At 74.0% G+C, this 22,077-nt stretch carries 21 protein-coding genes; 8 read left to right on the top strand and 13 right to left on the bottom strand.

Annotated features, from left to right (window positions below):
• Positions 1-11: 11 nt before the first annotated feature.
• From DEU31_RS06450 to DEU31_RS06460, 3 genes are all read left to right on the top strand, one after another.
• A complete protein-coding gene (locus tag DEU31_RS06450; protein WP_133676532.1) occupies positions 12-656 on the top strand; it encodes a hypothetical protein in 645 nt (214 codons plus the stop codon).
• Positions 657-1,039: 383 nt separating this feature from the next.
• Positions 1,040-3,877 carry a multicopper oxidase domain-containing protein gene (locus tag DEU31_RS06455; RefSeq protein ID WP_347876452.1) on the top strand — a complete coding sequence of 946 codons (2,838 nt, stop codon included), beginning with the start codon at positions 1,040-1,042 and terminating at the stop codon, positions 3,875-3,877.
• 121 nt (positions 3,878-3,998) lie between these two features.
• The gene (locus DEU31_RS06460) at positions 3,999-4,415 is read left to right on the top strand and encodes a VOC family protein (protein WP_133676534.1); all 417 of its coding nucleotides are present in this window, start codon (positions 3,999-4,001) and stop codon (positions 4,413-4,415) included.
• Between the two features lie 82 nt (positions 4,416-4,497).
• Here the strand turns inward: DEU31_RS06460 and DEU31_RS06465 are convergent, their stop codons facing one another.
• Both DEU31_RS06465 and DEU31_RS06470 read right to left on the bottom strand, forming a co-directional pair.
• Positions 4,498-7,365, bottom strand: coding sequence for a UvrD-helicase domain-containing protein (locus DEU31_RS06465; protein ID WP_133676535.1), 2,868 nt, complete (start codon positions 7,363-7,365; stop codon positions 4,498-4,500).
• Between the two features lie 153 nt (positions 7,366-7,518).
• On the bottom strand, positions 7,519-7,854 hold the full coding sequence (locus DEU31_RS06470) for a hypothetical protein (RefSeq protein WP_126984662.1): 336 nt from the start codon (positions 7,852-7,854) through the stop codon (positions 7,519-7,521).
• 60 nt (positions 7,855-7,914) lie between these two features.
• Here DEU31_RS06470 and DEU31_RS06475 point away from each other — a divergent pair, with 60 nt between their 5' ends.
• Entirely contained in the window at positions 7,915-9,060 is a 1,146-nt protein-coding gene (locus DEU31_RS06475; RefSeq protein WP_243733764.1) for a lysylphosphatidylglycerol synthase domain-containing protein, read from the top strand.
• 70 nt (positions 9,061-9,130) lie between these two features.
• On the opposite strand, the gene DEU31_RS06480 is transcribed toward DEU31_RS06475, so the two are convergent.
• From DEU31_RS06480 to DEU31_RS06490, 3 genes are read right to left on the bottom strand one after another with little or no spacing between them, the layout of a single operon-like run.
• Positions 9,131-9,634 (bottom strand): hypothetical protein, encoded by a 504-nt coding sequence (locus DEU31_RS06480; protein WP_010551232.1) that lies wholly within the window; start codon positions 9,632-9,634, stop codon positions 9,131-9,133.
• A 31-nt stretch (positions 9,635-9,665) separates the two neighbouring features.
• Positions 9,666-10,682, bottom strand: coding sequence for an alpha/beta hydrolase (locus DEU31_RS06485; protein ID WP_133676536.1), 1,017 nt, complete (start codon positions 10,680-10,682; stop codon positions 9,666-9,668).
• On the bottom strand, positions 10,679-10,906 hold the full coding sequence (locus DEU31_RS06490; protein ID WP_050815757.1) for a BldC family transcriptional regulator: 228 nt from the start codon (positions 10,904-10,906) through the stop codon (positions 10,679-10,681). Before DEU31_RS06490 ends, DEU31_RS06485 begins: the two co-directional genes overlap by 4 nt.
• Positions 10,907-11,217: 311 nt before the next feature.
• On the opposite strand from DEU31_RS06490, the gene DEU31_RS06495 reads away from it, so the two are divergent.
• On the top strand, positions 11,218-11,418 hold the full coding sequence (locus DEU31_RS06495) for a DUF3073 domain-containing protein (protein ID WP_029360640.1): 201 nt from the start codon (positions 11,218-11,220) through the stop codon (positions 11,416-11,418).
• Between the two features lie 90 nt (positions 11,419-11,508).
• Here the strand turns inward: DEU31_RS06495 and purM are convergent, their stop codons facing one another.
• From purM to DEU31_RS06530, 7 genes are all read right to left on the bottom strand, one after another.
• Positions 11,509-12,663 carry a phosphoribosylformylglycinamidine cyclo-ligase gene (gene purM / locus DEU31_RS06500; protein ID WP_053917886.1) on the bottom strand — a complete coding sequence of 385 codons (1,155 nt, stop codon included), beginning with the start codon at positions 12,661-12,663 and terminating at the stop codon, positions 11,509-11,511.
• A complete protein-coding gene (gene purF, locus DEU31_RS06505; protein ID WP_010551227.1) occupies positions 12,660-14,150 on the bottom strand; it encodes an amidophosphoribosyltransferase in 1,491 nt (496 codons plus the stop codon). The genes purM and purF overlap by 4 nt, the downstream gene beginning before the upstream one ends.
• A gap of 177 nt (positions 14,151-14,327) precedes the next feature.
• On the bottom strand, positions 14,328-14,822 hold the full coding sequence (locus DEU31_RS06510) for a hypothetical protein (protein WP_133676537.1): 495 nt from the start codon (positions 14,820-14,822) through the stop codon (positions 14,328-14,330).
• On the bottom strand, positions 14,819-15,616 hold the full coding sequence (locus DEU31_RS06515) for a copper homeostasis protein CutC (protein WP_133676538.1): 798 nt from the start codon (positions 15,614-15,616) through the stop codon (positions 14,819-14,821). Before DEU31_RS06515 ends, DEU31_RS06510 begins: the two co-directional genes overlap by 4 nt.
• Positions 15,613-16,089, bottom strand: a complete 477-nt coding sequence (locus DEU31_RS06520; protein WP_347876453.1) for a sterol carrier family protein — start codon at positions 16,087-16,089, stop codon at positions 15,613-15,615. The genes DEU31_RS06515 and DEU31_RS06520 overlap by 4 nt, the downstream gene beginning before the upstream one ends.
• A gap of 4 nt (positions 16,090-16,093) precedes the next feature.
• Positions 16,094-17,392: an adenylosuccinate synthase gene (locus DEU31_RS06525; protein ID WP_070501027.1), complete on the bottom strand. Its 1,299-nt coding sequence runs from the start codon at positions 17,390-17,392 to the stop codon at positions 16,094-16,096.
• Between the two features lie 182 nt (positions 17,393-17,574).
• Complete coding sequence (locus DEU31_RS06530; protein WP_010551222.1) at positions 17,575-18,000, bottom strand: DUF3151 domain-containing protein; 426 nt, start codon at positions 17,998-18,000, stop codon at positions 17,575-17,577.
• A 53-nt stretch (positions 18,001-18,053) separates the two neighbouring features.
• Between DEU31_RS06530 and DEU31_RS06535 the strand changes: the two genes are divergently transcribed.
• Both DEU31_RS06535 and dtd read left to right on the top strand, forming a co-directional pair.
• The gene (locus DEU31_RS06535) at positions 18,054-19,952 is read left to right on the top strand and encodes a phosphotransferase (protein WP_133676540.1); all 1,899 of its coding nucleotides are present in this window, start codon (positions 18,054-18,056) and stop codon (positions 19,950-19,952) included.
• Positions 19,953-19,993: 41 nt separating this feature from the next.
• Positions 19,994-20,419: a D-aminoacyl-tRNA deacylase gene (gene dtd / locus DEU31_RS06540; protein WP_133676541.1), complete on the top strand. Its 426-nt coding sequence runs from the start codon at positions 19,994-19,996 to the stop codon at positions 20,417-20,419.
• Positions 20,420-20,443: 24 nt separating this feature from the next.
• Here the strand turns inward: dtd and DEU31_RS06545 are convergent, their stop codons facing one another.
• Complete coding sequence (locus tag DEU31_RS06545) at positions 20,444-21,115, bottom strand: HAD hydrolase-like protein (RefSeq protein WP_053917895.1); 672 nt, start codon at positions 21,113-21,115, stop codon at positions 20,444-20,446.
• Between the two features lie 132 nt (positions 21,116-21,247).
• Between DEU31_RS06545 and DEU31_RS06550 the strand changes: the two genes are divergently transcribed.
• Positions 21,248-21,994, top strand: a complete 747-nt coding sequence (locus tag DEU31_RS06550; RefSeq protein WP_053917896.1) for a phosphoglyceromutase — start codon at positions 21,248-21,250, stop codon at positions 21,992-21,994.
• Positions 21,995-22,077 lie beyond the last annotated feature (83 nt).

The following is a 22,077-nucleotide window of genomic DNA, read 5'->3' on the forward strand; positions in this document are numbered from 1 at the left end:
CGAGGAGAGCCATGGCCGACTGGAAGACCTACGTGAAGGCGGCGCGGAACACCGCCCGCAAGCAGGCCCCTGCCGCGAAGGACGCCGCCCGGAGGGCCGGTGACCGTGCCGGCGGCTATGTGCGCGCCGCCGGCCGCGCGGTCGACGAGGGCTGGCGCGAGGACGAGCCGCGCGCGTCGGCCGGAGCCGACGAGAGCGACGAGCGCCGGGAGCCGAGGAGCGAGCGGACCCGCGAGAACTCTTCGGCCGACGACCGCGAGCGTTCCTCGGCCGACGACCGCGGGCACGACCCCCGCGGCGACCGACCCCGCGAGCGCGACACGGACGGCGGGACGCGCACCGCTCAGCGCCCCCGCCCCTCCGGCGCGGAGCTGCGTCGCGAGGCCGCCGCGTACTACGCCGTCGCGAGCCGGCACGTCGAGCGCGCGAACATCTTCCCGCGCATCATGCGCGCCCTGCGCGACGCCCTGCTGATCGGACTCTCGCTGGTGGTGATCTGGGCGGTGCTCGCCGCCGCCGGGATCCCGATCCCCTTCACCACCGTGCTGATCGCCGTGGGGCTGATCGTGGTGGTGAGCTTCGGCGCGGGCCTGTACGCGCAGTGGAAGCGCAGCAGGGAGCGGCTCGACCAGGCCGAGGATCCCCGCGACCGCTGAGCACGCGTCGAGCGCTGCGCGCACCGCTCCCGAGTGAGCATCGGTCCGCCCCGCCCGGGACACGTGACGCCGAGACCGTGACGCGGTGGCCCGAGCGGCCGAGCGCTGTGCCGTGACGTCGGGACCATGGCCGGACGGAGCGTCCTCGGCCCGTCCTAGTCTGGAACGGTCCCTGCCCGTCCCCGACCGGTCGCCTGCCGCCCGGACCGGGATCACGCCTGAGGTGGTCCTGCACCGTGCCGTCCTCCCCTGTCCCGTCGGCTCCCGGGCCGTCATCCTCCGAGCCGTCCTCCCCCGCTCCTGACCCTCGTCCCTCCAGGCGCTCCCCCGCCACCGGGCGCGGTGCCTGGCACCGGCGTGCCGCCCGCCCCGTGATGGGCTGGATGCTCGCGCTGGTCGTGGTGGTCCTGGTGCACCAGTGGCTGCCGCAGGCCCGCTGGCTGATGGTCCACATGGTCACGCTGGGACTGATCACCACCTCGATCATGGTCTGGGGGCAGCACTTCGCCGAGGCGCTGCTGAAGACCCGCCTGGGCGAGGAGTCCCGCCCGCGTCAGCTGGCGAGGCTGCGGCTGCTCACCGCCGGGGTGGTGGCGACGATCGCCGGAATGCTGCCGGGATGGCCGTGGCTGGTGGTGCTCGGCGCGCTGGCGGTCTCCGCGGCGCTGCTCTGGTACGCCGCCGCGCTCGGCGCGCAGATCCGGGCCGCGCTCGCGCCGCGCTTCGCGTTCACGGTCCGAGCGTACGTCGCCGCGGCCTGCCTGCTTCCCGTCGGTGCGCTGCTCGGCGCGGTGATGGCGTTCAGCCCGGGCGAGCCCTGGCAGGGACGGCTGATGCTCGCCCACCAGATCGTGAACGTGCTGGGCTTCGTGGGTCTGACGGTGACGGGCACGCTGCTGACCCTGTGGCCCACCGTGCTGCGCACGCGCATCGAACTCGCCGCGGCGACCCGGGCCGCGGGCGGGCTGCTGGGCATGTTCCTGGCCGTCCTCGGCGCGGTCGCCGGGGCGCTGATCGGCTCGACCCTGCTGGGCTGCGCGGCGCTGCTCGCCTATCTCGGCTCCTTCGCCTGGGTCGCGGCGACGCTCGTGCGGGCCGGGGTGCGCGGCGTGCGCCAGGAGCGCCGGGTGCCGCTCGCCCCGTTCCCGATCCTGTCGATCACCGCGGGGACGGGCTGGTTCTCGCTGACCACCGCCGGGCTGCTGGTGATGTGGTGGCGCTCGGCCGATGCGCAGATGGCGACCTCCCTCGTCGCCGCCGACGTGCAGCAGCTCACCGTCCCCTTCGTCGCCGGCTTCCTGCTGCAGGTGCTGCTGGGGGCGATGAGCCATCTGCTGCCGGTGACCCTCGGCGGCGGCCCCCGCGCGACGACGGCGGCGCTGGCGGTGATGAGCCGCGGCGCGGTGCTGCGCGTGGTGGCGTACAACCTCGTCGTAGCGCTGTTCGTGCTCGCCGAGCGGGGCACGGCCGGCTCCGGGGCGCTGTTCTCCGCCCTCACGCTCGGCACCGCGGAGGTCGCGGGCTTCGGCTCGCTCTCCCGGGTGGTCCTCTCCCTGCTCGGCTTCGCGGTGCTGGTGAGCTTCGTGGTGCTGCTGGTCCTCGCGGTGCGGACGAGCTCGCGGCTGCGCGGCACCGCCGTGCCGCTGCCGACACCGAGCCGCCCCGAGGCCGCCGCATCGGTCTCCCCCGCGCGCAGCGAGCTGCCGTCGCCGTCGGTCGGCCCGTCGCCCTCCGTCGGCCCGCCGCCGTCCGTCGGCCCGCCGACGGGGTCCAGGACCGGGCCCGCTCCCGCCGCCGCAGCGCCCATGGACCGACGCGCGCTGACCGGCGCGCTGCTGGGCCTCGGCTCCGTGCTCGGGGCGACCGCGCTCGGCGGCTCCCTGGACCGCTCCCAGGGCTCGATCCCCGACGCCGCCGGCACCGCGGGCGGCACCGCGGGCGCCGCCGCGGTGACGCCCACCGGGGAGAGCACCACGATCTCGGTGTCCATGGCCGAGATGCGGTTCACGCCCGACCGGCTCGAGGTCCCCGCCGGGAACACCCTGGTCATCGAGCTGAGCAACGACGATCCGCACGACGTGCACGACCTCGTGCTCGCCACCGGCGCGACCTCGGGGCGCCTGCAGCCGGGAGAGTCGCGGGTCCTCGACGGCGGCGTGGTCGCCCATGACATGGAGGGATGGTGCTCGATCGTCGGCCATCGCGCGATGGGCATGACGCTGAGCATCGTCGCGACCGGTGCCGCGGCGGGCACGGCCGCCGACGGGGGCGCCGTGGCCGCGGGATCCGGGGCCGACGAGCTCGCCCGCGTGGGCGCCGACATGATGGCCGCCCCCGGACCGGACGTCGCCGTGCGCGACGCGCGCCTCCCCGCCGCGACGGGTCCGCAGCAGCGGGTCACCCTGGAGGTCGTCGAGGTCGCCGCGGAGATCGCACCGGGCGTGACCATGAACGCGATGACCTACGGCGGCACCGTCGTCGGGCCGGTGCTGCGCTCCGAGCTCGGGGCGCGCCTGACCGTCGACCTGGTCAATCACGGGTCGATGGGGCACTCCCTCGACCTGCACGCCGGCCGCGTCTCCCCCGACGAGGCGATGCGCACGATCCCGCCGGGCGAGCAGCTGGAGTACGCGATCACCACCGACCATGCCGGGATCTGGCTCTACCACTGCTCGACCGTGCCGATGTCGGTGCACCTGTCCGCCGGGATGGTCGGCGCGCTCGTGGTCCCGCCGCCGGAGCTCGCGCCCGTCGAGCGGGAGTACGTGCTGGTGCAGTCGGAGCACTATCTCGTGCCCGCCGGCGCTCCCGGCTCCGAGTCGGCGACGCACGAGGGCGCCCTGCCGGTGAGCCCCGTGAAGATCGCGGCCGAGCGCCCCGACCTCACGGTCTTCAACGGCCATGCCACCCAGTACGTCCACGCCCCGCTCGAGGCGCGGGTGGGCGAGCGGGTGCGGCTGTGGGTGCTCTCCGCGGGCCCGTCGCGCGGGATCTCCTTCCACGTCGTCGGCGGGGTGTTCGACACCGTCTTCAAGGAGGGCGCCTATCTGCTGCGTCCCGGGGACGGGGAGGGCGGCGGGGCGCAGGCGCTCGACCTCGCCGCGGCCCAGGGCGGGTTCGTGGAGCTGGTCTTCGACGAGCCCGGCACCTACACCGCCGTGAACCACTCCTTCGTGGAGATGGAGCGCGGCGCTCGCGCCCTGATCCGCGTCACGGCCTGAGCATTCCCGCGGGCGCGCACCGTCCGTGGCCGGACGTCGCCCGTGCACTGCCGGACGCCCGCCCCTCTCGGAGAGACGGAGGTGCTCGGAGCGGGCGTGGCCGCGGGATACCGTCGGCCCCATGCACGCACCGCCTCCCTCCTCCGGCCTGCACCACCTCGAGCTCTGGACCGCGGACCTCGCCGTCTCGGAGCCGGCCTGGCACTGGCTGATGACCACGCTGGGCTGGCGGGCCGGGCGCGTCGAGGGCTGGGAGCTCGGGCGGATCTGGCGCCACGCCGACGGCTCCTACCTCGTCCTCGAGCAGTCCGAGGACGTGCGCGGCGAGCACGCCGAGAGGCGCGCCCCGGGCATGAACCATCTCGCGCTGCGGGTGCGGGACCGCGAGCTGCTGGACCGGGTCCGACGGGAAGCGCCCGGGCACGGCTGGCAGGAGCTGTTCGCGGAGCACTACCCGCATGCGGGCGGCGGGGGCCACACCGCCTGGTACGCGGAGGACCCGCACGGCATCGAGGTCGAGCTGGTCGCCGGCCCCTGACCGCCGCGGCCCGCCCCTGCGGCGCCCGGTGCTCGGCCCGCGCGCCGCGCTGCTCGGAGCTCGCGTCCGCGCGCCGATCTGCTCAGAGCTTGGTCAGCGGGGCGTAGCGCAGCAGCAGGCGCTTGCGACCGTGGGGATCGCGGAATTGAACCTCGACCTGCGTCTTGTCGCCCTGCCCGGAGACCTCCGCGACCGTGCCCATCCCGAAGGAGTCGTGGGTGACGCGGTCGCCGACGGCGAGCTGCGGGAGCTTGTCCGTGGGCGTCGCTGTGCGACCGGAGCCGAAGCTGGGGCGCTTCACGTCGGAGCGGCCGCCGCCGACCCCGCCGCTGAAGGACGGCCCCCGACCCCCGCCGCGACCGCCGCCGAAGCCGGAGCCGCCGGAGAAGCCTCCGCCGCCGAACCCGGCGCCGCCGAGGGTCGAGCCGGCGCGCGCCACGTCCAGGACCTCCTCCGGCACCTCGTCGAGGAAGCGGCTGGCGGGCATGTACTGGGACTGGCCCCACATCGAGCGCATCTGGGCGCGGGTGAGATAGAGCTTCTCGCGGGCGCGGGTGATGCCCACGTAGGCCAGTCGCCGCTCCTCCTCGAGCTCGTCGGGGTCCTGGAGCGTGCGGTTGTGGGGGAAGGTGCCGTCCTCCATGCCGGTGAGGAACACGACCGGGAACTCGAGACCCTTGGCGGTGTGCAGGGTCATGAGGGTGACGAACTGGTCCTCCTCCCCTGGCAGCTGGTCGGCGTCCGCGACGAGGGAGACCTTCTCCAGGAAGCGGTCCACGAGGCTCGCCTCGGGATCGTCCGGCGCGGTCAGCGCCGCGTCCGGGGCGATGTCGGCGCCGACGGGGTCGGAGGCGGGGGCCGCTCCGGCGACGACCGCGCCGGTCGCCTCGGCGACCGCGTCCGCGGAGCCCGCCGCGGCTGCGTCCGCTGTGCCCTCGGCGGCTGCATCCTCCTCGGCCTCGGCGGCGCCTTCCGCGCCCCCGGCCGCGGCGGCGTCGCCCTCCTCGTCCTCCATCTCGCTGGCGAGCGCGTCGAGCTCCTCCATCTGCGCCTCGAACTCCGCGGCCACGCTGATCAGCTCGGCGAGGTTCTCCAGGCGGGATTCGTCCTGCGGGTCGTCGCTGCCCTGCAGCTCGGCGTAGTAGCCGGAGCGGGTGAGGATCGCCTCGAGCAGCTCGGCGGGGCCGTCGCCGCGCTCGGCCATCGCCTGCAGGTCCTCGAGCATCGCCACGAAGGTGCGCACGGCGTTCAGCGAGCGGGTCGCGATGCCCGGCGCCTCCTCCGCGCGGCGCAGCGCCTCCCCGAAGCTGATCCGGTCCCGCTCGGCGAGCATGGCGATCGCGGCCTCGGCCCGGTCGCCGATCCCGCGCTTGGGGACGTTGAGGATGCGGCGCAGGTTGATCTCGTCGGCGGGGTTGGCGAGCACCTGCAGGTAGGCGATCGCGTCCTTGATCTCGCGCCGCTCGTAGAAGCGCGTGCCGCCCACGACGCGGTACGGCAGGCCCACGCGGATCAGCTGGTCCTCCAGCGCCCGGGACTGGGCGTTGGCGCGGTAGAAGATCGCGATGTCCCCGGCGCGGCGGCCGTCGTCCACGAGCGCGTCGATCTGGCGGCCGATGTAGCGGGCCTCGGACTGCTCGTCGTCGGCGACGTAGAGGGTGATCTGCTCGCCCTCGCCCTGGTCGGTCCAGAGGTTCTTCTCGCGGCGGCCCTGGTTCTCCTCGATCACCGCGTTCGCGGCGGTGAGGATGTTCTGGGTCGAGCGGTAGTTCTGCTCCAGCACGATGGTGCGCGCGGAGGGGAAATCCTGCTCGAACTCGATGATGTTACGGATCGTCGCACCGCGGAAGGCGTAGATCGACTGGTCGGAGTCGCCCACCACGGTGAGATCGGCGCGCGGGTCCTCCCCCACCAGCTCCCGCACCAGCTGGTACTGGGCGGTGTTGGTGTCCTGGTACTCGTCCACCAGCAGGTGGCGGAAGCGGCGCCGGTAGCCCTCGCGGATCGCGGGGTTCTCGCGCAGCAGCGCGACGGTCAGGCCGATCAGGTCGTCGAAGTCGACGGCGTTGGCCTGGCGCAGGCGCTCGGTGTAGTTCGTGAAGATCTTCGCGAGCGTCTTCTCGAACGGGTTCTTCGCGCTCTCGGCCTGATCGGCGAAGTCGATCGGGTCCACGAGGTCGTTCTTCAGCGTCGAGATGCGGGAGGCGAGCGCGCGGGGGGCGTGCTTCTTGGTGTCGAGCTGGAGGTCCTTGGCGATCGTGGTGATCAGGCGCAGCGAGTCGGCGCTGTCGTAGATCGTGAAGGAGCTCTTCAGCCCGGCCGCGGCGGCGTCGCGGCGCAGGATGCGCACGCAGGCGCTGTGGAAGGTGGAGACCCACATCGAGCGGGCGGCGGGGCCGATCAGCTCCTCGACGCGCTCGCGCATCTCGGCGGCGGCCTTGTTGGTGAAGGTGATCGCGAGGATCTCGCCGGGCAGCGCCTCGCCGGCGCGCAGCAGGTGGGCGATGCGTCGGGTGAGCACGCGGGTCTTGCCGGAGCCGGCGCCGGCGACGATCAGCAGCGGGCTGCCCCGGTGCTCGACCGCCTCGCGCTGGGCGGGGTTCAGGCCGTCGACGAGCTCGGCGAGGGCGGGTGAGTCCGCCGGGACCCGCCGACGCGACGGCGCCGGGGCGGGCGGGGCGGCGACGGGCGCGGGCTCCTCCCGCGGCGGCTCGTCCTCGTAGGGCGGCTCCTCCTCGTACGGGGGCTCCTCGTGCTCGGGCGGCGGCTCGCGGTCGAGCAGGTCCGGGGCCTCCTCCTCGTGGTGCGGCTCCTCGCCGTCGGTGCGTCCGTCGGCGCGAGCGTCGTCGTCGGCCGCGGCCCGGGAGGGCGGGGTCGAGGGCGTCACCTGCACGCCGTCCAGGCGGCGGAAGGCGTCGGGCAGCGAGAGGTCGTCGAAGAGTGAGCTCATGAGGCCTCCAGGATAGGCGCGGGGCCCGACAGCGGGTGCGCTGCCGGGCCCCGTGGGGACGGAGGGTCGCGGTGGAGGGGAGGTGGGCTCCCGTCGCCGCGCGCTCCGCCCGCGGCTCCGTCGCTCCGCGGGAGGATCCCCGCGGGGAGCGGATCAGACGAAGACCGCCACGACGATGTTCACGATGATCGCGGTGGGGATGCCGAACCAGACGGCCGAGGGGGTCTCGGTCTGCTTCCTGTTCGCGATGTAGGCGAGGACGGTGGCGACGATCGCCAGGAGCAGCTTGATGCCGAGCTTCATGTGGTTCGGGTCGCCGCCGATGGAGACGAGGGCGGCCAGGACGATGCCGAACACGAGCGCGCCCGCGGTGGCATGGGCCATCCCCTTGTTCGGGACACGGGTGCGGGCGGAGGCGACCCAGGTGCCGAGCGCCACGGCCCAGCAGATCATGTGCAGCACGACGAAGAGCGAGATCAGGAAGGACATGACACCATGTTAGATCCCGGGCCTGGGAACTCCAGGGGCACAGCGTGCGAGAATCACCGCATGTCAGAGGCACCTCCCGGCCCCCAGGACCCCGCACCGGAGCCCCCCGAGAGCGCAGAGCGGGCGGGAGGCACGGAGCGGCCGATGCAGGCGGACCACAGCCCGGAGCGGCTCGCGCTGCTCACCGAGGACCTCGGCTCCGCCCCGCCGGAGCGTCCCGGCGCCGGGCGCCTGCTCGCCGCGGCGGCCTCGGGCCTGCTGGTGATCGCCCTGCTGGTCTGGGGCCTGCCGTGGGCCACCGGCGCGAGCTGGGGCGAGATCGTCGCGAGCCTCGCCGCGCTGCCCTGGTGGTCGGTGCCCGCGATGCTCGTGCTCGGCGCGGGGGCGCTGCTGCTGGAGGCGATGACGGTCCGCGCCGCGGTGCCCGGCTCGCGCCCCTCCCCCGTGCTGCAGGGCCACATCGCCTCCCAGGGCGCCGCGCTCGCCCTGCCGGGCGGGTCCGTGCTGGGCCTGGGACTATTGGCCTGGGTCCTGCGTCGCAGCGGGATCGCCCTGCCCGTGGTGCTCACCGGCATCCTCGCCGCCTCGCTGGTCGAGATGGCGATCACCTCGGTGCTGGTGCCGCTGCTGGGCGCCGGCTCCTACCTGCTCGGCTCCGCCCTCACCCCGGCCGGCACGCTCGCCGCCGGCTGGCTGTGGGCGGCCGCCGTCGCCGCGGCCGGCGCCGTGATCGCCCTCGTCCTCAGCGCGGTGCTGCTGCGCCGCGGCGTGCTCACGGCGCTGCTCGCGCAGGCCGACGGGATGCTCCCCGCCGGGGCGTCGGCGGAGATCCTCCATCAGCGGGAGGCGCTGGTGGGGATGCTGCGGCGTCGGCTCCCCGCCCTCGCGCTGCCCACGCTCGCGGCGCGGACGCTCCAGCTCGCCGCCCTGTGGCTCGCGATCGAGTCGGTCGGCGCCGAGGTGCCCGCGCTGTTCGTCCTCGCCGTCTTCGCGCTGGGGAGGGTGCTCGCGCTGGTGCCGCTGACGCCGGGCGGGGCGGGGATCTCCGAGACCGTCAGCGGGGCGGCGCTGGTCGGCCTCGGGGTGGGCTCGGCCGATGCCGCCGCGGCGATGCTCCTGCTGCTGGTCGCGATGCTGGTGGTGCCGCTGCTGGCCGGGGCGGTCGCGGTGCCCGCGGCGCTCACGCGGACCCCCGCGCGGCGCTGACGCGTCCCGCGGCGGCCGCGCGGGCGTCGTGCCAGCACCGACCGGGTCCAGGACCGGCCCGCGCCGCGGCTCAGCCCTCGTCGTCCTCGTCGAAGTCGGGGGTCTCGATGCCGAGGGCGGAGGAGGGATGCGCGAGGAACCCCTCCTGGACGCTCGGCTGCAGCGGGAAGCCGCCGATGCTCGCCCCGTGCTCGGTGCCGACGAAGGCGGGCTCGGCGGCGACGACAGCGGCGACCTCGTGCACGTGACGGCTCGCTTCCCTGCCGCGTCCCAGGAAGCCGGCGCCGGTGTAGCCACCCATGCGGCGGCCGCTGAGCCGCTCCGCCCGGACCGCCTCCTGATCGAGTTGCCTCGCGGCCGCGCGCAGGCCCGTGGCCAGGCGTCCCAGCTCCGGATGCTCCTCGCGGATCCAGCGCTCGTGGACCCGCTCCCCGATCCCCCGGACCTCGGGCGCCTCGGCGCGACCGACCTCGGCCAGCGTGTTCGCCAGGCGCAGGCGCAGGAGGGTGAGCCGATCCGCTCCACGGCGCTGGGCATCGGCGAGGGCTCTGAGGCCATGGGTGTCCGCGGTCATCGCGCTACTCCTTGTCACGAGGTCTCGGGGGTCACGAGGCCCCGGTCTCGGAGGCGTCGGGTCCCGCGGTGCGGCCTGTCCTGGTCATCGTAGGCGCTGCGAGCAGATCCGTGGCCAGCCAGTCGTCGAGGATCTCGATCGCCGTCGCCCGCACCGGCGGATCGGAGAGGAAGACGTCGTGACGCGCCCCGGTGACGGGCACGACCCGCACCCGGGGGCCGAGCCGTCGCGCGGCCGCGGCGAGGGAGCGCACGTCCAGGACGGTGTCCGCGTGGAGGGGGCGCTCGCCCCGCCTCGAGGTGATCGCGGTGCGGTCGGAGTGCATGACCAGCGCCGGTGCGGCGAGCGGGCCGGCGGCGGCCAGGCGCCGGTGCCCGTCGAGCATCGCCTTGAGGGTGCTGGCGGGGAAGCGGTGGCCCCCGGGAGGCTTCAGCTCGAGGTCGTAGTCGTAGTCCCCGCCCAGGTCACGGTGGGTGGCGCGGGCGTAGGCGTCGTCACCGACGGGAAGGATGGGCCTGCTCCTCAGCCGGCGGGCCAGCAGGTGCACCGGGCGCTCGAGCAGCCTCCGCGTGCCCGGTCCGAGGTGCATCTCGAGCCACGGCGAGTTCAGGGCGAGGCCCCGGACCACGCCCGGATGGCGCAGCGCGTAGAGCGTCGCGACGAGTCCTCCCGCGGAGTGGGCGAGGATCACCGGGGGCGTGCTGCGGCCGATGCGGCGCAGCGAGGCGCCGATCTCCTCGTCGTATCGGCTGAGGTGGTCGATCTCGGTGGGCGTCTGACCGGGCAGGATGCTGCGGCCGTACTTGCGCAGGTCCAGGCCCCAGACGTCGTGGCCGCGGGCGCCGAGGTGGTCCATCAGGTCCCGGTCGAAGACGTAGTCCGACCAGCCGTGCATGAGCAGCACGGGCGGGGTCCGATCGGCGCGGGGAGCGTCGCCCGGGACGGGCTCGCGATGGATGAGGCTCGCCCGCAGCGGTCCCTCGTCGTCGCTGCCGAGGTCGATCCGGTGGAGCGTGTAGCCCGCTCCGAGCACCGGGTCGGTGCTCACACGTCCTTGGAGCTCTCCCGCAGCAGCTCGACGACCTCGCCGCGGCGGTAGCGGCGGTGACCGCCGAGGGTGCGCATGTAGGTGAGCTTGCCCGCCTGGGCCCAGCGCGTGACGGTCTTGGGGTCGACATGGAACATGCTCGCGACCTCCGCGGGCGTCATCAGCTCAGCGGCGTCGTCCCCGTCGGGCACTCCACCGGGGTGCTGATCCGTGGAAGCGTTCATCGAGGAGGAGACCTTTCGCTGGGGGAGACGGCTCGAGACGGGACGGGGGTCCCCACTGCACTCGAGTACCGACACAAGACTACCCGGTAAGGTGTGTGAGCCGGTAAAAGGCGGGCCGCGAAACGCCCAATTCCTTCGCCGGGCAGTGCTCCGCCCGCCGCACCGGGTGCCACGGAAGGGACGTCGGGCACGTCCGGAGGGTCGCGGTTCGCCGTCGGCCGGAGCGACCATGTACTCTGGGCATCCGAAACTAATGCCATCCTCCGGGTCGTCGAGCACACCCGGCACCCGACGCACAGGGGGTCAGATCCATGGGTCGCGGCCGACAGAAAGCCAAGCACACCAAGGTGGCACGGGACCTCAAGTACTACAGCCCGCCGACGGATCTCTCGGCGCTGCAGCGGGAGCTGCAGTCTCAGCGGAGCGAGACCTCCTCCGCCGACGGAGACGACTGGGGCGAGGACGCCGAGGACTGGGCCGACGAGGACGCCCCGTCCGCACATCGCCGCTGAGCAGCGCGCGGCAGGCTCCGCGGAGCACCGTGACACCGCAGGAGGGCCGACCCGATGGGTCGGCCCTCCTGCTGTGTGCGGGGTGGCCGCTCAGGCCCAGCCGGGGTGCTGGCCGGCGAGCATGACCGCGCCGCCCTCGACGCCCTTGGCGCCGGCGACGACGTGCTCGAGCGCATGGCCGGGCTCGGGCAGGGACTCCTCGGCCACGACCTCGCCGATCGCGCGGGCGCCGAGACCGCGTTCGGCGAGCACGGCCAGGACCTGGTCGGCCTGCTCCTGCGCGACCAGGGCGACCATGCCGATGCCCATGTTCAGCGTGCCCTCGAGGTCGAGCTGCGGGACGGAGCCCCACCCGGCGACGCGGGAGAACACGGGGGCCGGCTCCCAGAGGGCGCGGTCCACGCGGGCCGCGAGGCCGTGCGGCATGACCCGGGCGAGATTCGCGGCGAGCCCGCCGCCGGTGACATGGCTGAGGGCGTGGACGGCGCCGGCGGTGCGGGCATCGCGCAGCACGGCCAGGAGGTCCGCGGTGTAGATGCGGGTGGGCTCCAGGAGCTCCTCCCCCAGGGTGCGGCCGAAGTCCTCGACGCGCTGCTCGAGGGTGAGCCCGGCGGCGGAGACCACGGCGCGGACCAGGGAGTACCCGTTGGAGTGCAGGCCGGAGGCGTCCATGCCGATCACGACGTCGCCCTGGCGCACCCGGTCGGGGCCCAGCAGGTCGTCGGCCTCGACCACGCCGACCGCGGCGCCCGCGACGTCGTAGTCCTCGGGGGACATCAGGCCCGGGTGCTCGGCGGTCTCGCCGCCGACGAGGGCGCAGCCCGCGAGGCGGCATCCCTCGGCGATGCCGCGCACGATGTCGGCGATCCGCTCGGGCACCACGGCGCCGCAGGCGATGTAGTCGGTCATCGCCAGCGGGGCGGCGCCGACCACGACGATGTCGTCGACGACCATGCCGACCAGGTCCTGGCCGATCGTGTCGTGCACGTCGAGGGCGCGCGCGATCGCGATCTTCGTGCCGACGCCGTCGGTCGAGGAGGCGAGCAGCGGGCGGCGGTAGTCCTTCAGCGCGGAGACGTCGACCAGCCCGGCGAAGGCGCCGATCCCGCCGAGGACGTCGGGGCCGTGCGTCGCCGCGACGGCCTCCTTCATCAGCTCGACGGCACGGTCGCCCGCAGCGGTGTCGACACCGGCGGAGGCGTAGGTGATCGCATCGCCCGAGGCGGGGCGGGGGGTGGTGTTCATGCGTCCTTCCCGACGGCGGCCGGCTCGCCGGGGCGAGCCTGGAGGATGCCCTGTGCCCGGGCGACGGGCTCCGGCAGGGCGACCGGGTACTTCCCGGAGAAGCAGGCGGTGCACAGCCGCTCCTCGGGCTGGCCGGTGGCGGCGATCATCCCCTCCTCGGAGATGAAGCCGAGGGAGTCCGCGCCGAGCGAGCGGGCGATCTCCTCGATGCCCAGGCCGTTGGCGATGAGCTCGGCCCGGGAGGCGAAGTCGATGCCGTAGAAGCAGGGCCAGCGCACCGGCGGCGAGGAGATCCGCACATGGACCTCGGCGGCGCCGGCCTCGCGCAGCATCCGCACCACGGCGCGCTGGGTGTTGCCGCGCACGATGGAGTCGTCGATGACCACGAGCCGCTTGCCCTGGATCACCTCGCGCAGCGGGTTGAGCTTCAGGCGGATGCCGAGCTGGCGGATGGTCTGGGAGGGCTGGATGAAGGTGCGGCCCACGTAGGCGTTCTTGACCATGCCCTGCCCGTAGGGGATCCCGGACTCCTGGGCGTAGCCGATCGCGGCGGGGGTACCGGACTCGGGGGTGGGGATGACCAGGTCGGCCTCGACGGGGTGCTCGCGGGCGAGCTGGCGGCCCATCTCTGCGCGGGACTCGTTCACACTGCGCCCGGCGATCCGGGTGTCGGGACGGGCGAGGTAGACGTACTCGAACACGCAGCCCTTGGGCTCCGCGGGGACGACCTGCTCGCTGTGCAGGCCCTGTTCGTCGACGATGACCATCTCGCCGGGGGCGACCTCGCGCACGAAGCTCGCGCCGCAGATGTCCAGCGCCGCGGTCTCCGAGGCGATGACCCAGCCGCGCTCGAGCCGGCCCAGCACCAGCGGGCGGATGCCCTGCGGGTCCCGCGCCGCGTACAGCGCGGTCTCGTCCATCAGGGTGAAGCAGTAGGCGCCGCGCAGGCGCGGCATGACGTCGCGCAGCGAGTCGGCGAGGGTGCCCTCGGAGTTCAGCAGTGCGGTGACCAGGGCGGTGTCGGTGGTGTTGCCGCGGGCGAGCTCGCCGGTGCGGGGCGTGCCCTGCCGCTCGTGGATCAGCTCGAGCAGCTCCTCGGTGTTGACGAGGTTGCCGTTGTGGGCGAGCGCCACGGTGCCCTCGTGCCGGGGGCCGAGGGTGGGCTGGGCGTTGGACCAGACGGAGCCGCCAGTGGTCGCGTAGCGGGTGTGCCCGATCGCGATGTGCCCCTGGAGGGTGCCGAGGGAGGCCTCGTCGAAGACCTGGGAGACCAGTCCCATGTCCTTGTAGACCAGGATCTGCGAGCCGTCGGAGGTCGCGATGCCCGCGGACTCCTGGCCGCGGTGCTGCAGCGCGTACAGCCCGTAGTAGGTCAGCTTCGAGACGTCCTCGCCGGGGGCGAAGACGCCGAAGACCCCGCAGGCGTCCTGCGGGCCCTTCTCCCCGGGGAGCAGGTCATGGGAGAGTTTTCCGTCGCCGCGTGCCACCGGTCCATGATGCCACAGCGAGGTCCTGCCCCCGCCGTGCGGTCCGTCTCGCGGGCAGGGCGCGCCAGGCAGGGCGCGGCAGGCAGGGCGCGGCACCCGCCCGCCGACGCGATCCCCGGTGCGGGAGGCGTGCGCTCGACCGCGGGGCGCGTGCACTCGGCCAGAGGATGCGGGCGCTCAGCCGCGGCGGCGGTCCTCGCGACGGTGGCGGCGCGCGTCGACGAACGAGGCGATCGCGGCGAGCGGGAGCCCGATCACGACCATGGCCAGCAGCACGAAGTTCACGACACCGCGGAGGTCGCCGAAGCCGAACAGCGGCACGCTCAGCAGGGCCAGGACCCCGGGCACCAGGAAGGACAGCAGGACCCAGAACCCGAGAGCGGGGGCGCGCCGGCGGCGGACGTAGAGCGCGGTACGCGGACTCCCGGCCTCCCCGGCCCCGTCCGCTGTCCCGTCCGCCTCGGCCGGCGTCCCGTCGGCCCCCGTCGTCGCGACCGACGTCTCGTCCTCGGCCCGTGCGCGGCTCGTCGCCGAGGCGTCGGCGTCGGTCAGGTCAGCGTCGGGGGTCGCGTCGACGGCACCCTCCGCGGCGTCCGTGCGGCCCGTCAGGTGCTCGCGATCCTCGTCCTCGGAACGGGTCTGGGGGTTCTCGGTGGTGTTCACGGTGTTCACAGCTCTCCTGCGGCATCGACCGCCGCGGCGACGATCGCCGGGTCGGTCAGGGTCTCGGGGGCGTCGGGCTCGACGGGCGCACCGGGCCGCCGACGGGCGGAGAGGTGCACGGAGCCGACGCCGGAGCGACGGACGAGGTCCACGACGTCGGCGGGGCGGACCCCTCCCCCGGCGCAGATCTCGACGAGGTCCTCGGCGGCGTCGACCATCGCGGAGAGGTCGTCGGCGCCGTCGAGGGCCCGAGCCTGCCCTCCCGAGCTGAGAACTCGGTGGATCCCGAGGCCGATCGCGGCCTGGACGGCGGCGACGCGGGCCTCGCGCGAGGGCATCGCGTCGACGGCGCGGTGCAGGGTGAGGGTCAGTCCGCGGCCGGCGCGCTGGGCGGCGAGGAGGGCGCTGTCGCGCACGGCCTCGAGGGCGGGGAGGTCGAGCTCGCCGGCTTCGGTGAGCACCCCGAGCACGACGCCTGCGGCGCCGGCGTCGACGACGGCGGCCGCCTGGTCCGCCATCCGCTCGATCGCGTCGGCGTCGGCCGCGAACTCGGCCGGCCTGCCGAGGAAGTCCGCGCTGCTCGCGCGGGGGCGGATCAGCACGTGGACGTCGAGGTGGGGCTTCGCGTCCCGGGCGGCGACGAGCTCGCGGGCGCGGCGCACGGCCTGCTCGACGAGCTCGGGCGCGGGGGTGGTGCCGCCGAGGTCGAGGTCCTGGCACAGCTCGATCCGGTCGGCGCCGGCGAGCGCTGCGACCTCGAGGCCGGCGAGGTCCTCCACGGCGATCTCGACGGCGGGGCTCATCGCGTCCCCTCGGCGGTCGGCTCGCCACGGTCCGGGGCCGACCCGTCGACGTTCGGCGCCTCGCCGTCGGCGGGCCGCGCGCCGGTGACGCGGGCGGTGCGGACCGTGCGTCGCGGGCCGGGCAGGGGCAGCAGCTCGGAGAGGTCGCTGCGCTCGCCCGAGGCGGTGACCCGGCCGTCCGCGACGGCGTCGGCCCAGGTCAGCTCGCCGGTGATGAGCGAGAGCCAGGTCGCGGCGTCGGTCTCGACCACGGCGGGCGGGGTGCCGCGGGTGTGGCGGGTGCCGGCGATGGCCTGGACCGCGGCGTAGGGCGGGACCCGCAGCTCCACGGCACCGCCGGGATGCTCCTCGGCGAAGAGCTCCAGGGTGTGCCGCACGGCGGGGGCGAGCACGGGGCGGCGCGCGGCCGCGGGGTCCGTCGCCCAGGCCGCGAGCGCGGCGCGGCCGGCCTCGGGGTCGGTACGGCGGGTCACCACGTCAGGCCGTCGTCTCCGGCAGGAGGTCGTGGACGGCGATGGTGTCGGCGCGGTCCGGGCCCACGCCGATGGCGCTGATGCGGCAGCCGGCGAGCTCCTCGAGACGTCGCACGTAGGCCTGCGCGTTCTCGGGCAGCTCCTCGAAGGTGCGCGCCTCGGAGAGGTCCTCGGTCCAGCCGGGCAGCGTCTCGTAGACCGGCACGGCGTGGTGGAACTCGGTCTGGGTCATCGGCATCTCGCGGTGGATCACGCCGTCCACGTCGTAGCCGGTGCAGATCGGGACCTCGTCGATGCCGGTGAGGACGTCGAGCTTGGTGAGCACGATGTCGGTGAAGCCGTTGATGCGCACCGCGTGGCGGATCATCAGCGCGTCGTACCAGCCGCAGCGGCGGGGGCGGCCGGTGTTCACACCCACCTCGCCGCCGGTCTTCTGGAGGTACTCGCCCCACTTGTCCTCGAGCTCGGTGGGGAACGGTCCGGCGCCCACGCGGGTGGTATACGCCTTGACGATCCCGATCACCCGGTCGATGCGGGTGGGGCCCACGCCGGTGCCCGTCACGGCGCCGCCCGCGGTGGGGTTGGAGCTGGTGACGAAGGGGTAGGTGCCGTGGTCGACGTCGAGGAAGGTGGCCTGGCCGCCCTCCATCAGCACGACCTCACCGCGGTCCAGCGCATCGCCCAGCAGCAGCGTGGTGTCCACGACCATGGGGCGCAGGCGCTCCGCGTAGGAGAGCAGGCCCTCGACGATCTCGTCGACCTCGACGGCGCGGCGGTTGTAGAGCTTGACCAGCAGCTCGTTCTTCTGACGCAGCGCGCCCTCGACCTTCTGGCGCAGGATCGAGGCGTCGTAGAGATCCTGCACACGGATGCCGAGACGGCCCACCTTGTCGATGTAGGCGGGGCCGATGCCGCGCCCGGTGGTGCCGATCGCGCGCTTGCCGAGGAAGCGCTCGGTGACCTTGTCGAGGGTCTGGTGATAGGGCGCGACGATGTGGGCGTTGGCGCTGATGCGCAGACGGGTGGTGTCCACGCCGCGCGACTCGAGCATCCCGATCTCCTCGAACAGCGCCTCGAGGTTCACCACGACGCCGTTGCCGATCACGGGGGTGACCTGCGGGGAGAGAATTCCGGCGGGAAGGAGCTTGAGCTCGAACTTCTCGCCGTCGACGACCACGGTGTGGCCGGCGTTGTTGCCTCCGTTGGGCTTGACGACGTAGTCGACGCGCTCTCCGAGCAGGTCGGTGGCCTTGCCCTTCCCCTCGTCGCCCCACTGGGCTCCGACGATCACGACGGCGGGCATGGCGACTCCTGGGACGAGGGTGCGGGGTGCGGTCGGACGACCGCGAGGATCCTACCAAGCACCGCCCGGGTGCCCGCTCGTCGGGTGACGACCCGCACCGCTCCCGCCGGCTCGATGCGCGGCGGCCCGGGCGGCCGAAGGGGCGGACCGCCCGGGCAGTCGGGCGGTGCCGCCCGTGCGGCTCAGTCGAGCAGGCTCGGGTCCGCCTCGCGCAGGAAGTCGGTGATGCGGTCGGCCTCGGGCTGGTCGCCGAGACGGCGGGAGACCTCTCCCAGCAGCGCCAGCGCCCGCAGCACGCCGCGGTTGGGGGCGTGGGAGGCGGGGATCGGGCCCTGGCCGCGCCAGCCGTTGCGGCGCAGCGCGTCGAGGCCCCGGTGGTAGCCGGTGCGGGCGCAGGCGTAGGCGGTGATCTCGTCGCCGTCGCTCAGCGCGTCCTCGGCGAGGGTGGCCCAGGCCAGAGGGGAGTCCAGATGCCGGGCGACGACCTCGCGCGGCTCGCCCTCGACGAGCTCCTCGGCGACCTGGACGTCGACGAAGTCGTCGGGGAGTCGGGTCTCCGGGATGCCCAGGAGATTCCCGCTGGTGAGGTTATCGGTACGATCAGCCATGCAAGCATCGTAGGCGCAGCCGCCCGATGACCACAGAACAGAGTGAATCGCCCATGTCACACACGCAGGACGGCTCCGAGCTGCTCACCGGGCCCGGAGCCGGTGGGCTGCTCCGCTCGGCCGTCGGCAACTCGGGCGGGGTGCTGCACAGCTGGCAGCTCGACCACGTCGACCACCGCCCCGGCCGCAGCACCAAGGCCCTGTACCGCACCCAGGTCTCCTGGCCCGAGCTGGACGGCCCCCAGGCCCCGGCCCGGGAGGAGCTGTTCGGCGCGAGCGCCCACATCGGGGAGCGCGAGAAGAACCTCTACGTCGCCGAGCAGACCCTGGTGATGACCGACGGGGACATCAACGTGCGCGTGTGGCGCTACCCCCACGATCCGTGGCTGCCGATGCTCCCGCAGGTCTGCTATCCCGACATCGTCGGCCGCACCCTGCACGACCTGGGCGTCTCCCTCGGTCCGGACCCGTCCGAGCCGATCGCGATCGACGTCGTCTCCTACCGTCCCGGCCGGCGCGCCGTGCTGCGCGCCTCCCAGGGCGCCGCGGCCGTGTATCTCAAGGTCATGCAGCCGCACCGCAGCGGCGAGATCGTGGAGCGCCATCAGCGCCTGCTCTCCGCCGGGGTGCCGGTGCCCGAGGTCATCGCGCACCATCAGGGCCTCGTCGTGCTCGCGGAGCTGCCGGGCCGGCCGCTCGCCCGCGCGGTGATCGACGAGGGTGTGGACTCCTGCCGCGCCGAGGACCTGGTCGCGCTGCTGGACCGCCTGCCCGCCTCCATGTACGGCCTGTCGCTGCGGCCGCCGTGGACCGACTCGGTCGAGTTCTACGCGGGGATCGTCGCCTCCGCCGTGCCCGCTCTCGGGCCGCGCCTGGACGCTCTGGTGCGGGAGATCCGCGAGGGCCTGGCCGCGATCGAGCAGCGGATCGACATGCGACCGCACGACGTCGTCCACGGCGACTTCTACGAGGCGCAGGTGTTCGTCCAGGACGGCAGGGTCGTGGGCCTGCTCGACATCGACACCGTCGGCCCGGGTCGCCGCGCCGACGACCTCGCCTGCCTGCTCGCCCATCTCAGCGTCCTGGCCGACTACGGCAACGCCGGGCGCATCGACCGCGGCATGCAGCAGCGGGTCGAGGACGCGATCCGCACCTGGCACGAGACCTTCCAGGAGCGGGTCGATCCGGTGGAGCTCGCACTGCGCTCCGCCGGGGTCGTGCTCTCGCTTGCGACCGGACCGCACCGTCAGCAGGAGGCGGCCTGGGAGGCCGCGACCGAGGCGATCGTGCGCGTGGCCGAGGAGTGGGTCGCCGCCGCACGGCACGCGGAGCGGCAGCGGATCGACCGGGCCGCGGCGGCGCACCCCGTGACACCCGCCCCCGGCCGGCCCGCCGCCCAGCAGCCGGGTCCGGCCGCGGGCGTGCAGCACGCCGCGCAGTCCCATCCGACACAGGGGCCGACGGGCGTGCGGCAGGTCCCCGCCCAGGGCGTGCACGTGCCGAACGGTCCCGGGATCGCACCCCCGTCGGGCTCCTCGGCGGTGCAGCAGTCCGCTCCGCCGCAGCGCTCGGCACCTTCGCAGTCGGCGCCCCACCAGTCGGCCCAGCACCCGTCGGCACCGCAGCACTCGGCGCCGGCGCACCAGTCGGCGCCGCCGCAGTCCGCCCCGCACCAGTCGGCACCGGCTCAGCATTCGGCACCCCCGCCGCAGTCGGCCGCGCCGCAGTACGTCGCCCCGCCGCAGCAGCACGGCGCCCCTGACCGCTCCGCGCCGCCGCAGCAGTTCGACGCACCGGCCCAGCAGTCGGCGCCGCAGCAGTCCGCTCCCCCGCAGGCTGCGTCGCAGCAGTCCGCTCCCCCGACGAACCGCCCGTCCGAGCCGGTCGATCAGCATCCCGAGGACGACTCCCCCACGCAGGAGCGGAGGATCTCCTCGATCCCTCCCCGCTGACCCCGCGTCGGCGAAGCCCGCACCTGTGCCACGATCGGGGCATGCGTGCAGTGCTCCAGAGAGTCGACGGTGCCCGGGTCGAGGTCGAGGGCGAGGTGGTCGGAGAGATCACCGGCGAGGGCCTCGTCGCGCTCGTCGGCGTCACCCATGAGGACGGCCCCGAGCAGGTCGCCACGATCGCCCGGAAGATCGCCGAGCTGCGGATCCTGGACGGCGAGCGCTCGGTCCAGGACACGGGCGCGCAGGTGCTCGTGATCTCGCAGTTCACCCTCTACGCCGACGTGCGCAAGGGGCGCCGTCCGTCCTGGAACGGCGCCGCCCCGGCCCCGGTCGCCGAGTCGCTCGTGCAGCAGGTGGTCGACGCGCTGCGTGAGCGCGGGATCACGGTCGCGACGGGCCGCTTCGGCGCCCACATGCGGGTGGGGCTGACGAACGACGGGCCGGTGACGATCCTGCTCGAGGCCTGAGCACCCGGAGCCTCGGCTGGAGGATCAGCCGCGCAGCATCCGGTGGAGCTCGGGGACCGTCGCGGCGTAGGGCAGGTCGGCGGCGCGCTCGGCGTCCCCGCCGTAGCCCCAGCCCACCAGCACCGCGTCGAGGCCGTGCACGGCGGCACCTTCCGCGTCATGCAGCCGGTCCCCCACCATCACGGCCCCGTCGGCCGCGGAGACGCCGAGCCGCTCGAGGACGCTGGCGATCACCTGCGCCTTGTGGGTGCGGCCCACGGCGAGATCGGTGCCGCCGATCAGGTCGAGGTCCGCGGTGAGGCCCTGGTGCTCCAGCACCCTGCGCGCGGTGGTCTCGGGCTTGTTGGTCGCGATCGCGACGGTGCGGCCGTCGGCCCGCAGCCCGGAGATGAGGTCCGCCATCCCGGCGTAGGGGACGCTGAACGTGTATCCCTCGGCGAGGTAGTGGTCGGTGTAGGCCAGGCGCAGCGCCTCGGCCCGCTCGGCGTCCAGCCCCAGCTCGGAGCGGAAGGAGTCCACCAGCGGCGGCCCGATGAAGGACTGCAGGCGCTCCGCACCGGGATGCTCCTCGCCGCAGGCGGCGAAGGCGTGCTCGAGGGCGGCGAGGATGCCGGGCGCCGACTCGACGACGGTGCCGTCCAGGTCCAGCAGCACGACGGGCACGGAGGTGAGATCACGGGAGGTCACTGCGGTCATGGCCCGACCATATCCAGGAGGCCGGTCGTGGGCGCCGGCGGCCCGAGGCGCGAGCACCGGTCCGATGTCCGCCCAGTGGCCACCGATGGCCACCGAATGCACGGCCGGCCTCGGCCCGCGTAGGCTGGGCCCATGACCTACACACTCGTGCTGCTCCGCCACGGCGAGAGCGACTGGAACGCGAAGAACCTGTTCACCGGCTGGGTGGACGTCCCCCTCACCGAGAAGGGACGCCAGGAGGCCACGGAGGGCGGCGACCTCATGAAGGAGGCCGGCATCCTCCCCGATGTCGTGCACACCTCGCTGCAGCGTCGCGCCATCATGACCGCGAACCTCTCCCTGGACGCGGCCGACCGCCACTGGATCCCCGTCAAGCGCGACTGGCGCCTGAACGAGCGCCACTACGGCGCGCTGCAGGGCATGAACAAGTCGGAGATCCGCGAGAAGTACGGCGAGGAGAAGTTCATGGCCTGGCGCCGCTCCTACGACACGCCGCCGCCCGAGATCGAGTTCGGCACCGAGTTCTCCCAGGACCAGGACCCGCAGTACGCCGACCTCGGCGATCAGCTGCCGAAGTCCGAGTGCCTCAAGGACGTCGTCGAGCGCTTCCTCCCCTACTGGGAGGAGGGCATCAAGCCCGACCTCGTCGAGGGGAAGACGGTGCTGATCGCCGCCCACGGCAACTCGCTGCGCGCGCTGGTGAAGTACCTCGACGGTATCTCCGACGAGGAGATCTCGGGTCTCAACATCCCCACCGGCCAGCCGCTGGTCTACGAGCTCGACGAGGACTTCCAGCCCGTCGAGAAGGGCGGCCGCTATCTCGATCCGGTCGCCGCGAAGGCCGCCGCCGAGGCCGTCGCCAACCAGGGCAAGAAGTGATCTGACCTCGCCCGTCGCGAGCGGCGCCCCTCACCTCCGGGTGGGGGCGCCGCTTCTTTTCCGCAGTACGCTCTTCGAGGACT

Origin of the sequence: Brachybacterium sp. AG952, from assembly GCF_004362645.1 — a bacterium.
Taxonomy (GTDB): Bacteria; Actinomycetota; Actinomycetes; order Actinomycetales; family Dermabacteraceae; genus Brachybacterium; species Brachybacterium conglomeratum.

Coding starts and splice junctions, on each gene's coding strand:
- DEU31_RS06515 (WP_133676538.1), bottom strand. CDS start 15,616: ATGAGCCCCGCCGTCGAGATCGCCGTGGAGGACCTCGCCGGCCTCGAG.
- DEU31_RS06470 (WP_126984662.1), bottom strand. CDS start 7,854: ATGTCCTTCCTGATCTCGCTCTTCGTCGTGCTGCACATGATCTGCTGG.
- DEU31_RS06495 (WP_029360640.1), top strand. CDS start 11,218: ATGGGTCGCGGCCGACAGAAAGCCAAGCACACCAAGGTGGCACGGGAC.
- DEU31_RS06530 (WP_010551222.1), bottom strand. CDS start 18,000: ATGGCTGATCGTACCGATAACCTCACCAGCGGGAATCTCCTGGGCATC.
- DEU31_RS06465 (WP_133676535.1), bottom strand. CDS start 7,365: ATGAGCTCACTCTTCGACGACCTCTCGCTGCCCGACGCCTTCCGCCGC.
- DEU31_RS06525 (WP_070501027.1), bottom strand. CDS start 17,392: ATGCCCGCCGTCGTGATCGTCGGAGCCCAGTGGGGCGACGAGGGGAAG.
- DEU31_RS06450 (WP_133676532.1), top strand. CDS start 12: ATGGCCGACTGGAAGACCTACGTGAAGGCGGCGCGGAACACCGCCCGC.
- DEU31_RS06475 (WP_243733764.1), top strand. CDS start 7,915: ATGTCAGAGGCACCTCCCGGCCCCCAGGACCCCGCACCGGAGCCCCCC.
- DEU31_RS06455 (WP_347876452.1), top strand. CDS start 1,040: ATGCTCGCGCTGGTCGTGGTGGTCCTGGTGCACCAGTGGCTGCCGCAG.
- DEU31_RS06480 (WP_010551232.1), bottom strand. CDS start 9,634: ATGACCGCGGACACCCATGGCCTCAGAGCCCTCGCCGATGCCCAGCGC.
- DEU31_RS06550 (WP_053917896.1), top strand. CDS start 21,248: ATGACCTACACACTCGTGCTGCTCCGCCACGGCGAGAGCGACTGGAAC.
- DEU31_RS06460 (WP_133676534.1), top strand. CDS start 3,999: ATGCACGCACCGCCTCCCTCCTCCGGCCTGCACCACCTCGAGCTCTGG.
- dtd (WP_133676541.1), top strand. CDS start 19,994: ATGCGTGCAGTGCTCCAGAGAGTCGACGGTGCCCGGGTCGAGGTCGAG.
- DEU31_RS06545 (WP_053917895.1), bottom strand. CDS start 21,115: ATGACCGCAGTGACCTCCCGTGATCTCACCTCCGTGCCCGTCGTGCTG.
- DEU31_RS06490 (WP_050815757.1), bottom strand. CDS start 10,906: ATGAACGCTTCCACGGATCAGCACCCCGGTGGAGTGCCCGACGGGGAC.
- DEU31_RS06535 (WP_133676540.1), top strand. CDS start 18,054: ATGTCACACACGCAGGACGGCTCCGAGCTGCTCACCGGGCCCGGAGCC.
- purM (WP_053917886.1), bottom strand. CDS start 12,663: ATGAACACCACCCCCCGCCCCGCCTCGGGCGATGCGATCACCTACGCC.